At 52.0% G+C, this 11,440-nt stretch carries 12 protein-coding genes and 1 riboswitch; all 12 genes read left to right on the forward strand.

The window, feature by feature from the left end; genetic code table 11:
- Positions 1-324: 324 nt before the first annotated feature.
- The 12 genes from H8S80_RS23495 (at position 325) to H8S80_RS23550 (ending at position 11,374) form a co-directional block, all read left to right on the forward strand.
- Positions 325-1,068, forward strand: a complete 744-nt coding sequence (locus tag H8S80_RS23495; protein ID WP_117622087.1) for a C39 family peptidase — start codon at positions 325-327, stop codon at positions 1,066-1,068.
- A 105-nt stretch (positions 1,069-1,173) separates the two neighbouring features.
- Complete coding sequence (locus tag H8S80_RS23500) at positions 1,174-1,479, forward strand: hypothetical protein (RefSeq protein WP_055658818.1); 306 nt, start codon at positions 1,174-1,176, stop codon at positions 1,477-1,479.
- 47 nt (positions 1,480-1,526) lie between these two features.
- The gene (locus tag H8S80_RS23505) at positions 1,527-2,207 is read left to right on the forward strand and encodes a response regulator transcription factor (RefSeq protein WP_117622088.1); all 681 of its coding nucleotides are present in this window, start codon (positions 1,527-1,529) and stop codon (positions 2,205-2,207) included.
- Positions 2,204-3,418 carry a sensor histidine kinase gene (locus tag H8S80_RS23510; RefSeq protein ID WP_117622089.1) on the forward strand — a complete coding sequence of 405 codons (1,215 nt, stop codon included), beginning with the start codon at positions 2,204-2,206 and terminating at the stop codon, positions 3,416-3,418. Before H8S80_RS23505 ends, H8S80_RS23510 begins: the two co-directional genes overlap by 4 nt.
- A gap of 46 nt (positions 3,419-3,464) precedes the next feature.
- Positions 3,465-3,639: riboswitch (cobalamin riboswitch) on the forward strand.
- A gap of 222 nt (positions 3,640-3,861) precedes the next feature.
- Positions 3,862-5,511 (forward strand): ABC transporter substrate-binding protein, encoded by a 1,650-nt coding sequence (locus H8S80_RS23515; RefSeq protein ID WP_034563336.1) that lies wholly within the window; start codon positions 3,862-3,864, stop codon positions 5,509-5,511.
- Between the two features lie 16 nt (positions 5,512-5,527).
- On the forward strand, positions 5,528-6,496 hold the full coding sequence (locus H8S80_RS23520; protein ID WP_055658826.1) for an ABC transporter permease: 969 nt from the start codon (positions 5,528-5,530) through the stop codon (positions 6,494-6,496).
- The gene (locus H8S80_RS23525) at positions 6,489-7,316 is read left to right on the forward strand and encodes an ABC transporter permease (RefSeq protein WP_117622090.1); all 828 of its coding nucleotides are present in this window, start codon (positions 6,489-6,491) and stop codon (positions 7,314-7,316) included. Before H8S80_RS23520 ends, H8S80_RS23525 begins: the two co-directional genes overlap by 8 nt.
- Positions 7,316-8,251, forward strand: a complete 936-nt coding sequence (locus tag H8S80_RS23530) for an ABC transporter ATP-binding protein (RefSeq protein ID WP_117622091.1) — start codon at positions 7,316-7,318, stop codon at positions 8,249-8,251. The genes H8S80_RS23525 and H8S80_RS23530 overlap by 1 nt, the downstream gene beginning before the upstream one ends.
- Entirely contained in the window at positions 8,244-8,936 is a 693-nt protein-coding gene (locus H8S80_RS23535; RefSeq protein WP_117622092.1) for an ABC transporter ATP-binding protein, read from the forward strand. Before H8S80_RS23530 ends, H8S80_RS23535 begins: the two co-directional genes overlap by 8 nt.
- Positions 8,902-9,777, forward strand: coding sequence for a class I SAM-dependent methyltransferase (locus H8S80_RS23540; RefSeq protein WP_002601395.1), 876 nt, complete (start codon positions 8,902-8,904; stop codon positions 9,775-9,777). The genes H8S80_RS23535 and H8S80_RS23540 overlap by 35 nt, the downstream gene beginning before the upstream one ends.
- Positions 9,774-11,201, forward strand: coding sequence for a DUF512 domain-containing protein (locus tag H8S80_RS23545; protein ID WP_002601394.1), 1,428 nt, complete (start codon positions 9,774-9,776; stop codon positions 11,199-11,201). The genes H8S80_RS23540 and H8S80_RS23545 overlap by 4 nt, the downstream gene beginning before the upstream one ends.
- A gap of 5 nt (positions 11,202-11,206) precedes the next feature.
- The gene (locus H8S80_RS23550; protein WP_181987977.1) at positions 11,207-11,374 is read left to right on the forward strand and encodes a hypothetical protein; all 168 of its coding nucleotides are present in this window, start codon (positions 11,207-11,209) and stop codon (positions 11,372-11,374) included.
- Positions 11,375-11,440: the final 66 nt, after the last annotated feature.

Genomic DNA, 11,440 nt, shown 5'->3' on the forward strand with positions numbered 1-11,440 from the left:
ATCTTTGCAGCTGTGAGGTTTTTTTTCACAGGAAAGTTCGTCCTATGAAATAAAAACCCTCCGGGAGGATGCGCACTCTGCGCTAAGGAAGTATGGCCGCTGAAGCGACCGCGCTCCGGCGCGAGAGTCCGGCTCGCCGGACTCTTTCTTGTTACAGGGAGCGCCTCCCGATGATCCGGAAGAGTTTTTACATTAAACTTAAGTTTTTTACATTCTGTGGCATTATGAACCGCTGTAATGTTATAATTGATATTCAATCGGTTTACTGTGTATCATTGGCGAACAGCCATGGCGGCTGATCATTGTTCTTTGGAGGAAATGGAAATGAGGATGAAAAAAATAATAGCGGTAATGGCACCGTTACTGATCGGCATATCAATAGTCTCATGCAGCAGGAATACAGGAACAGAGAACGAGGAACCGGCCAAAGTCGGTGACACGGCCATAGTCGGTGAAATGGCCAAAGTCGGTGACACGGCCAAAGTCAACGACACCATCAATCCGAAGGCATCCAAAGAACCGGAAGACATTCCGGCATTCCCCCATTCTTTTATGATTGACTCCGATAACTATTATGACTATCAGGATGGCATGCAGTGTGCGGCTTTTTCTTCAGCCTACGTACTGCGGCATTTTGGGGAAGCGGCGGAGGGCATGGACATCTTTGCGGATTTTCCGAACCGGGCGCCGGACGGGGGGATTTTTCCGGAAGGAATCGTGAATTACTTTGAGGGAAAGGGATACCAGGCGGAATTTAGACAGAACGGGACGGTGGCGGAGATAAAGGGGCTGGTCAGCCAGGGCGTTCCTGTCATTGTGTTTATTCATACGGAAGAGCCGCATAAAACCGTACATTCCACCCACTATATTCCGGTGGTGGGCTATGATGAGGAGTATCTGTATTTTGCGGAAAGCATACAGGGGCTGGCTAATTGCGAAAACGAAGAGAACCCGGTCTACAACAGAAAGACGGAGCTTTCAAAATTCGAACGCCTTTGGCTGAACATCGACGGTGTCTGGGATAATCCGTATTTTGTGATAGCAAAGGGCGACGGCGGCCTTTCATAAATCTTACATTTTATTGTTCTAACCGTACTTTAACCCTGGCTCCTGTATAATAAGCCTGTGATCACATAACACAGAAAATAAAAGAGCGAATAACAGGAGGCATTTATGATGTTAAAACACAGAACAACAGCCATTTTGGCAGCAGCAGCCGTAGCAGCCACGACGTTAGCCTTTACCGCTTCTGCGGCGGTAAAGGATGTACAGGCGGATACCAGCAAATCCGCCGTATGCACTTCCACCGTTATGGACCATGCGGACGGGAATAGACAATATAAGTCTGAGATCAGAACCGATGAAAATGGGGAAACGTATATTATCGCGGAAGACGGATCGAAGATTTATATCAGCTGGACGGAAAAAGGAATCAGCAATGACGGCAGTGTCGTATACAGCGTCGTCGCGGCTGAGTAGAAGGATTTTATCGGGATACCAAAAAGGATGAGAGGATTTGATTTACCATGAGACTTTTGATTGTGGAAGATGAGGAAGATATGCGGGAGGCGCTGTGCTACGGCCTGCGCAGACGCGGGTATGCGGTGGACGCCGCAGGTGACGGCGCCGACGCGGTCGAACAGTGCGGGATCAATGAGTATGATCTGGTGGTGCTCGACTTAAATCTCCCCGGTCTGGATGGCATGGAAGTGCTGAGGCACATTCGGTCCATGGAGAACCCGGCGAAGGTGCTGATTCTCTCTGCCCGCTCGGAGCTTGCAGACAAGATAATCGGGCTGGACAGCGGAGCCAGCGACTATCTCACCAAGCCGTTTCATTTTGAGGAATTAGAGGCACGCATTCGTATGCTGCTGAGAAGATCATTTATCCAGACAGAGGCCGCCCTGACGAGGGGAGGTCTCTGTCTGGATTCCAATTTAAAGACCGCTGCTTTTCAGGGAAAGCCGCTGGAATTCTCCATGCGTGAATTCGCAATTCTGGAATATCTGATGATTCACATGGGCAGGCCGGTCAGTGCAGAGGAACTGCTGGAGCATGTGTGGGACAGGGAGGCCGATCCCTTTTCCAATCAGGTGAAGGTCTATATCAGCGTCATACGGCGCAAGCTTCAGGCGGTTACGGATGAGGAAATCATCCGCAGTATCCGCGGCGCCGGATATCTGATCGATAAGGAGGAACCTCTATGATGAAGAAATTGTCACTCCGCATGCGGCTGACCCTTCTGTCGGCCCTGGTGATGGCCAGTGTGGCAGTCATACTGACCAGCATGTTCTTATTTGGGGCAGACCGCATTTTCGTACGAGACTTAGAGCAGAAGATGACGTTTCAGCCCCAGGATATTATCATCACCAGTGTAAAAAAAGAGGGAGTCCCTAACGAAAATATGGACTTGCAGGAGGTTACCGTTTCCTTGAAAAAGGCGGGCACGCAGTTTAACCTATGGGGGATGGCGGCCCTTTTTCTGGTCCTTATTTTGGGAACCGGGGCGACGTGGCTGATGGCGGGCCATGTGCTGAAGCCGCTGAAGGAGCTGTCGTCCGCGATTGAGGAGATCAGCGGCAATGATTTGTCGAACCGCGTGGAGATACAGGGCAGACAGGATGAGATCGGCCGGCTGGCCCGGTCTTTTAATCATATGATGGACAAAGTCAGCGCTTCATTTGAACGGCAGAAACGCTTTTCCGCCAGTGCCGCCCATGAGCTGAAGACGCCGCTTGCCACGATTCTTGTGAATCTGGAGGTTCTGGAGCTGGACGGGAAGACCTCGCCGGACCGCATGGAAAAGGTGCTGACCATCGTAAAAGCGAATACGGAGCGGATGATCCGTCTGGTGGAGGACCTGATGCGCCTGACGTCGGATAAGGACCACGAGATGGAGGAGGAAGTGGAGCTGAGCGAAGTGTTTGCCATAACGCTTTATGAGCTTTCACCGCTGATCCGAAAAAAGGACTTGACCGTCTCCATCGAGAATACGCCGGATATCAGCCTGACCGGCAGCCGCGTCATGCTTTACCGCGTTATGAGCAATCTGCTGGAGAACGCGGCAAAATACAACCGGGAGCATGGGTCCATCTCGATTGTCACGGGCAGAGATGATAATGGTGTGACTGTGAAGATCGAAGACACGGGAATTGGAATCCCGGAAGAAGCGCTTCCCCATATTTTTGAACCGTTTTACCGGGTGGATCAGTCCCGGTCCCGCGCCGTGGGCGGAGCCGGTCTGGGACTTCCCCTCGTAAAGGACATCGTGGAGAAGCACGGGGGAGAGGTCACGGTGAAGAGCGCGGCTGGTGAGGGAACGACATTTATACTGCGGTTCCCTGCCTCATACCGCGGTGTGGAAAGGCGCGGACGTGTATCTCCTCGACATGGAAAAATAGTCTGCGGCAATGATTAAATAGGTGGAACAGAACGGAACTTTGTGCTATGATAGGGAAGTATAATTGAATCATATGATATTAAGTGCATGTTCAAGAGGGAATCAGGTGAGAATCCTGAGCGATCCGGTCACTGTATTCAGGGAGCGATATCTTCAAATCCATTGCATCAAAGATGTGAGAAGGGAAGATGGAGCATTGATCTGTAAGTCAGGAAACCTGCTTAATAGGAAAAGATGAAGCCTCCGTGTAAGGCAATGCATCTGGGATAAAGAAGCTCTTTTTTGCCGTAAGGCGCAGAAGGGGCTTAATAGTTTATGCCTGATGACGGGAACGCGGAATAAAAAAGCGTTTCTTTTTTTTGCTTCCGGCGGCCTCTGATTTGGCCTGCGCTTATGAATTACGGTATGATATGCAGTTATACAAGGATGATACCTGCGAAAAGCAGACGAATGGAGGAACTATGAAAGAGAGACAAAAGAGACGAAGCGCGTATTCCATGTTCGCGCTCCTGGCGGTGATTCTGACCCTGATGCTGAGCGGCTGTTCCGGTCAGAAGGCCGGCACACAGAGCACAGAGACCGCTCAGACAAGTGCTGAGGCAAAGAACGGGGCGGGTACAGAAACAGGTTCAGAGGAAAAGACCACAGAAGCGGCCGTGAATCCGGACGATGAGATTGTCCTGGCGGGCTACCGGAATGTGGCGCCTGGCGTGGATGACGCCTACTACTGCAGCGTAATTCTCTATGTATGGGAACCGCTGATCACGATGGATGCAGCCGGACAGCCGGTAGGAAAGCTGGCGAAGAGCTGGGAGATGTCTGACGATGCGAAGACCTGGACCTTCCATTTACAGGAAGGCGTCAAATTCCATGACGGCGAAGCGTTCAATGCGGACGCAGTGCTTTATAACTTTGACCGGATGAGATCAGAGGTGAAGCCTTCCGGCTTCTACAGCCTGAACATCGACAGCTTTTATCCGAATCTTGACCAGGTAACGAAGGTGGATGATTATACGGTGCAGCTGACCTTTACAGAGGCCTCACCGACCCTTCTTTTTACCATGACCAATTTCGGAAGCGCCATGTACAGCCCCAAATGCTTTGATGAAAATTATAATTACACCGGCATTGCACAGGGTACGGGACCATTTAAGATTACCGAGAATGTTAAGGATCAGTACGTACTCCTGGAGCGCAACGAGGATTACTGGGGAGAGAAGGCTGCGGCGAAGACAATCCGCGTGATGACGATCCCGGATGTCAATACCAGATTCTCCGCTATGAAGTCCGGAGAAATCATGGGCGTTATCGATTTAAAGGCGATCACGCCGGCTCTCGCTGTGGAGCTTGTAAAGGATGACCAGTTTGCGATCACGACGACCAATTCTACCATGATCGATTTCCTGTGCCTCAATGGAACAAAGGCGCCGTTTGATGATGTCAGAATGAGAAAGGCGTTCAGCCTTCTGGTAGACAGAAACGCCATTGCGGATAATATCTATCTTGGATACGCATCCCCTACTTCCAATATCTTAAACTACAGCACGCCGTTCTATAAGGACTTCCCGGTGGAATACGACGCAGAGCAGGCAAAAGCGCTTGCAAAAGAGGTTCTGGGAGATCAGAGAGTCAGCGTAAAGTATCTGGTTCAGCAGGACAACACGGAGCAGAAGGCGGAGGCGGAGCTGATCGCGGCGATTCTTCCGGAGATCGGAGTGGACGTGACCATCGAATCCTATGACTGGGCGGCCATGAAGGATATGATGAAGAGCGGGGATTACGATATTGCACGCGGCCAGCAGGGGCTTTCCAATATGGAAGCCATCACCATCTTTAAGCGTTTCATGTATTCCACAGGCGATCAGAACGTGAACTACAGCCTTGGAGTAAAGAGCGCGGAAATTGATGGCCTGATCGATCAGGCGGATGCGGAGATCGATCTGGTAAAGCGTCAGGAAGCTTACGATAAGCTGCAGGAAATCTCCGTTGAGACACAGCCTGTGCTTCCTCTCTACAACGAAAAGACTCTGATGGTCTACAATAAGAAACTGGCCGGATATGAGGCGCAGATCTACGGACTGGATCTGACAAAGGTAGGCTGGGCACAGTAAACAGGGAGAGTATGAGATGCTTCGATATATAGTTCGGCGGATTCTGTCCGTGATTCCTGTGTTAATCGGAATTTCCGTCATGGCCTTCATGCTGGGCTTATTGACACCGGGAGACCCTGCGGCCATGGCCCTTGGAAGGGATGGCGTCTCTCAGGTGACGCCGGAGCTTTTAGAGGCCAAGAGGGAAGAGCTGGGATTAAATGATCCCGGTGCGGTCCAGTATCTGCGCTGGGCGGGAAAGGTACTGCAGGGAGATTTAGGCAGATCATACAGCGATCACTCGCAGGTGAGCGGAGAACTTCTCCGCCGCCTGCCCATGACGCTTAAACTGGCATGTTCCGGGATGGCACTGGTGTGCGTCTTCGGGATATCCTTCGGAATATTCTCTGCGGCGTTTGTGAACCGCGCGCCCGATCAGGGAATGAAATTTCTTACAAATCTTATGATGGCAGTACCGTCATTCTGGCTGGCAATCGTCATGATTATCCTGTTTGGTGAAAAATGGAAGCTGCTCCCCACCAATGGCGTGGGAGGCATCCGTCATATGATTCTGCCGTCGGTCACGCTGGCCTGCGCCAATATCGCCATGACTCAGCGGCTGATGCGGTCCTCCATGCTGACGGAGTTCGGCAGGCAGTATATGCTGGCGGCTGACGCAAAGGGGATTAAAAAGAGCAGGCTGATGCTCTGTCACGCGTTTCCCAACGCGGTGCTTCCGGTGATTACGCTGTTCGGTAATTACCTGGGGGGAATGTTGGGAGGTTCCGTGATTATTGAGAATATGTTTTCCCTTCCGGGAATCGGCTCCTACGTGCTGGAGGCCATTCATTCAAGGGATTATCCGGTGATTCAGGGATATGTGCTGTTTACCGGCGTGATCTATGTCACCGTTTCTCTCGCAGCAGATTTACTATGCGCATGGCTCAATCCGAAGATACGGCTGGGAGACGGCGGAAAGCGCGGGGAGGGAGGCAGAAATGAGTAAGAGACAGATGATTCCGGGAATCATCGGAATTGTAATACTGACCGTGATTCTGGCAGGCAGTGTTCTGGCGCCTGTGCTGGCTCCTTATGAAGTCAATGCCGTCGATATGTCCCAGACACTTAGGACGCCGTCCGCGGCCCATCTACTCGGCACGGATCTGCTGGGGAGAGATATTTTCAGCAGGATCCTATACGGCGGAAGGAGCTCGATTCTTCTTTCACTGACAGCGACTGTGCTGTCCATGCTGGCGGGCATGGCGGTAGGAACGCTGGCAGGCTATTACGGAGGCATCTGTGATGATGTGATCCTGGTCTGCATGAATATCTTTCAGGGACTGCCGGGAACCAGCTTAATGATCGCCATCGCCGGGATCATGGGACCGAGCTTTCAGAGTCTGATGATCGCGCTTGTGCTGACCAGCTGGACCGGATTTGCCAGGATTATCCGCACGGAGGTGCTGCGGCTGAAGGAGGAGAATTTCGTGAAGGGGCTTAAGATTCTGGGAGTCTCCGATCAGGCGATTATCTGGAAACACATCGTGCCCAATATGAAGGGCAATACGGTTGTGCTGTTTGCCACCAGGATTGGCCGCTGCATTCTGTCCATTTCGGGACTCAGCTTTCTGGGGCTTGGCATACAGCCGCCTAACCCGGACTGGAGTGTTATGTTAAACGATGCCAGAATGAATTTCCGTTCCTATCCCCATCTGATTATTGCGCCGGGCGTGTGTCTGGTGCTCCTGCTTCTCGGGATCAATCTGGTGGGCGACATGCTGCGGGATGTGATGGATCACAAGAGAGGGGAGGCAGGAGGCTATTGATGGATGATAATCTGACCGTCCAGGATGCGGTGGTGCATTTTCAAGTGAAGGACGGACTCGTGAAGGCGGTTGACCACGTAAATGCCAGGTTTGCGGCGGGAGAGATCACCGGTCTGATCGGAGAGAGCGGATGCGGGAAATCTGTGCTGGGCATGGCGATTCTGGGTCTGCTTCCCGCCTACGCCAGGACGGAAGGCGCGATCTGGCTGAATGGACAGAATCTCTTATCGCTGGACTCCAGACAGATGAGGAAGCTGCGGGGGCGAAAACTGGGGCTGATTCCTCAGAATCCGGCAGACTCCTTTAATCCGGTGCGGAAAATCGGCGGGCAGATCAGGGAGGCGCTGGCCGTGGGAAACCAGAAGGGCCAGAAAAACGAAATGGCAGCCAGACTCCTGGTGGAATTTGGATTTGAGCCCCAGCAGGCCGGACGGGTGCTGTCGTCCTATCCCTTTGAGCTGAGCGGCGGCATGAACCAGAGGGCGGCGGCTGCCATGGGAACGGCCTCCTGCCCGGAATGGATGATTGCGGACGAGCCTTCCAAGGGGCTTGATGAGGCGCTGCGGCATCAGCTCTATGAGACCCTCTATACGGTGAAGAAAAGGGGGATCAAGGGCATGCTCATCATAACCCATGATCTTCAGCTTGCCACGGGTCTCTGTGACAGCCTGGCAGTGATGTACAGTGGCGAGATGATCGAATTTGGAAAGAATGTTCTGGCCGATCCGAAGCATCCCTATACCCGGGGACTTTTACAGTCGCTGCCGGTAAACGGTATGCATCCCATGAAGGGCTGCGCTCCCGCGCCCGGCGAACAGATTGGCGGATGTAAGTTTGCGTCAAGATGCCCTGACGCGGAGAAACGGTGTTTCTGTGAAAGGCCGGAGGGCTATGAGACAGAGGGCCGGATTGTGAGGTGTTTTCAGTATGCTTGAGATGCGGGAGATCACGAAAGCCTACCAGGGGAGGCAGAAGGTGGAGGTGCTGGACGGCGTCAGTCTCCAGCTGGAAAAGGGAAAGACGCTGGGGCTGATGGGAGCCAGTGGAAGCGGGAAGAGCACGCTGGCCAGAATTCTGCTCATGATGGAGCCTGCGGACAGCGGGGAGATCTGTTTCCACGGTCAGCCCGTGAATGGAAAAGACAGGCGGCTCATGAAGCAGTTCAGGCGGCGCGTGCAGTATATTTCCCAGCATCCGGAATCGTTTCTGGATCCCAACTGGAAGATCGGAAGGAGCGTGATGGAGGCGGCGAAAGTCTATGGCTGCCGGGAGGCGGATCAGAAGCTTAAAAAGCTGCTCACCCAGGTAAAACTGGGCCGCGCGGTGCTGGACCGCTATCCGCATCAGGTGAGCGGAGGGGAAATACAGCGGGCCGCGTTGTGCCGTGCGCTTTTGCCTGAACCGGAGGTGCTGATTCTGGATGAGGCCACATCCATGCTGGATGTGTCGGTGCAGGCTCAGATTTTAAATATTTTAAAGGAAATTCAGGAGCGGGAAGGAATCGCATATCTCTTCATATCCCATGACAGAGAGGTGGTTTCCTGGTTCACAGATGAAAAGAGGGAATTGAAAGGAGGCAGACTTTATGACATATCTGGAGGAGCGGGTGAAAATCGCTGATTTTAACCGGCTTTGGGAGGAAGCTATCACGCTGCCGGACGGTTCCTATTCGAGACGCCAGACCGACGACGAGGCGGAGCGGGAGTTCTGGAAGGGCTTTATGGGAAGAAAAAGGAGTTACCAGCGTGATGATACGGCTGAGACTGTGATGGAGGCGGTCAGGAAGCTGCTGGCAGACTGCCGGACCGCCTCTATTCTGGAGATTGGTCCGGGATGGGGAAATTACACGATGGAGCTGGCGAAGCTCTGCGGCCGCATGACCTGTGTGGACATCTCTCCGGAGGTACTCTCCTATATCGATCAGACAGCGCGGGAGCAGGAGATCCGTCACGTGACCGGGGTGTGCAGCAAATGGGAGACATTTTCTTCCGCGGAGCGTTACGATGTGGTTTTTGGATATAACTGCTTTTACCGGATGCGCAGTCTGGAGGAATGTTTTCGAAAAATGAACGAAACAGCAGAAAAGATGTGCATTGCAGGTATGAACATGGGGTTTATGCCGCCATACTATATGGAGATGAAGAGGGAACTGGGATGCAGGCTGACCTATGGGAAAAAGGACATGATCTATTTTATCAATGTGCTTTACGCCATGGGAATCGATGCCGGTATGACGGTCATCCCTCTGAAGAAGAAGTTTCTATACGACGATTTAGAACAGATGGTGTCGGGCGAGACCAGCAGGGTGGATGCCGGCGCGGACTGGGTGAAGGATCACAAAGAGCAGATCAGTCAGATTCTGCAGAACTATTTTCGATACAATGAGGAAGGAAAACTGGAATATGAGTATTCTTTCCGAGGTGCGCTGGTTTACTGGAAACCGAAGGAACAGCTTTCATGAACAGAAATGAGAACAAACATGTGATAAAGGAGGTATACCCCGGTTCCATCGCGGAAGAACTGGAGATAGAACCGGGAGATATCCTGCTTTCCATTAATCACGAAAAAATAGGAGATATCTTTGATTACAGATACTTAATCAAGGATGAATATATCGAAGTACTCATCAGAAAAGCCAATGGCGAGGAATGGGAACTGGAAATTGAAAAAGGATACGACGATGATCTGGGCCTGGAGTTTGATAATGGCCTGATGAGTGATTATCGTTCCTGCAGCAATCAGTGTATTTTCTGCTTTATCGACCAGATGCCGCCGGGAATGCGGGAGACGCTGTATTTTAAAGACGACGACTCGCGTCTGTCATTTCTGCAGGGAAATTATATTACCATGACGAATATGAAGGACCAGGACATCGACAGAATTATCCGTATGCAGCTGGCCCCCATTAATATATCGGTGCAGACCACGAATCCGGAGCTGCGCTGCAAGATGCTTCACAACAGATTTGCCGGAGAGAAGCTCAAGTATCTGAAGAAGCTGTATGACGGAAGGGTGGAGATGAACGGCCAGATCGTGTGCTGCAAGAACGTCAATGACGGACCGGAGCTGGAACGCTCCATCCGGGATTTGTCGCAGTATCTGCCGTTTTTAAGGAGTGTCAGCGTCGTTCCGGCCGGAATCACCAAGTACAGAGAGGGACTGTTCCCGATCGAACTGTATACGAAGGAGGAGGCCGGTGAAATCATTGACCTGATCGAAAGCCATCAGCAGGAGTATTACGACAGATACGGCCTCCATTTTATTCATGCCAGCGATGAATGGTATATCACGGCTGGCCGGGATTTTCCGACAGAGGAACGGTATGACGGGTATATCCAGCTGGAAAACGGCGTAGGCATGATGCGAATGTTCATCGATGAGTTCGGCGAGGCCCTTAAGGAGGCCGTGCACAGCGACGATTACCACAGCCTGAGAGAAAGCGTCAGACGCACGCTGACCATTGCGACAGGGAAACTGACGTATCCAACCATCTGCGATTTTGCATCCCGGATGATGGAGGCGTTTCCCGGCCTGACCATTCATGTATACTGGATACGCAATGATTTCTTTGGAGAGACCATTACGGTATCCGGACTGATTACGGGACAGGATCTGATCCGCCAGCTCAAGGAGCGTCAGTGCCAGGGGGAGGACCTTGGGGCTGTGCTTCAGATCCCATCCAATATGCTGCGCATGGGGGAAGCGGTGTTCCTGGACGACCTTACGGCAGCGGATGTGGAGCGGGAACTTGGTATGAAGCTGGTGGCGGTGGATTCAGGCGGTAAGGAGTTTGTCGAGGCTCTGCTGAATCCGGCCTACCGGATGGAGCGGGATAATGAAAACTTTGTCTATATCAAGGCCTATGACAGAAAGGAAGAGGAGTGAGTGCCGTGTTAAAGGATGGAGATAAGAAGCCTGGTGTACACCGGGGCCGTTATAATATGGATTTTGACCCTGTAAAAGGAGATCCGTACGGAAATATGCAGAAGGCGCGGGAGCATATCGATGCGCTGAAGAACCGGGAGAGAGAAGCGAAGGAGCAGGAAAGCAGGCCATAGTTTAAAACTATGGATAGTAATGGAAAATAGAAATTATACGATTGAGTACTGTTGTGCTATGATAAC

The organism is Hungatella sp. L36 (assembly GCF_014288035.1).

Bases quoted from the DNA above. Each gene is read 5' to 3' on its own strand.
- H8S80_RS23495 (WP_117622087.1), top strand. From the start codon at position 325: ATGAGGATGAAAAAAATAATAGCGGTAATGGCACCGTTACTGATCGGC.
- H8S80_RS23500 (WP_055658818.1), top strand. From the start codon at position 1,174: ATGATGTTAAAACACAGAACAACAGCCATTTTGGCAGCAGCAGCCGTA.
- H8S80_RS23505 (WP_117622088.1), top strand. From the start codon at position 1,527: ATGAGACTTTTGATTGTGGAAGATGAGGAAGATATGCGGGAGGCGCTG.
- H8S80_RS23510 (WP_117622089.1), top strand. From the start codon at position 2,204: ATGATGAAGAAATTGTCACTCCGCATGCGGCTGACCCTTCTGTCGGCC.
- H8S80_RS23515 (WP_034563336.1), top strand. From the start codon at position 3,862: ATGAAAGAGAGACAAAAGAGACGAAGCGCGTATTCCATGTTCGCGCTC.
- H8S80_RS23520 (WP_055658826.1), top strand. From the start codon at position 5,528: ATGCTTCGATATATAGTTCGGCGGATTCTGTCCGTGATTCCTGTGTTA.
- H8S80_RS23525 (WP_117622090.1), top strand. From the start codon at position 6,489: ATGAGTAAGAGACAGATGATTCCGGGAATCATCGGAATTGTAATACTG.
- H8S80_RS23530 (WP_117622091.1), top strand. From the start codon at position 7,316: ATGGATGATAATCTGACCGTCCAGGATGCGGTGGTGCATTTTCAAGTG.
- H8S80_RS23535 (WP_117622092.1), top strand. From the start codon at position 8,244: ATGCTTGAGATGCGGGAGATCACGAAAGCCTACCAGGGGAGGCAGAAG.
- H8S80_RS23540 (WP_002601395.1), top strand. From the start codon at position 8,902: ATGACATATCTGGAGGAGCGGGTGAAAATCGCTGATTTTAACCGGCTT.
- H8S80_RS23545 (WP_002601394.1), top strand. From the start codon at position 9,774: ATGAACAGAAATGAGAACAAACATGTGATAAAGGAGGTATACCCCGGT.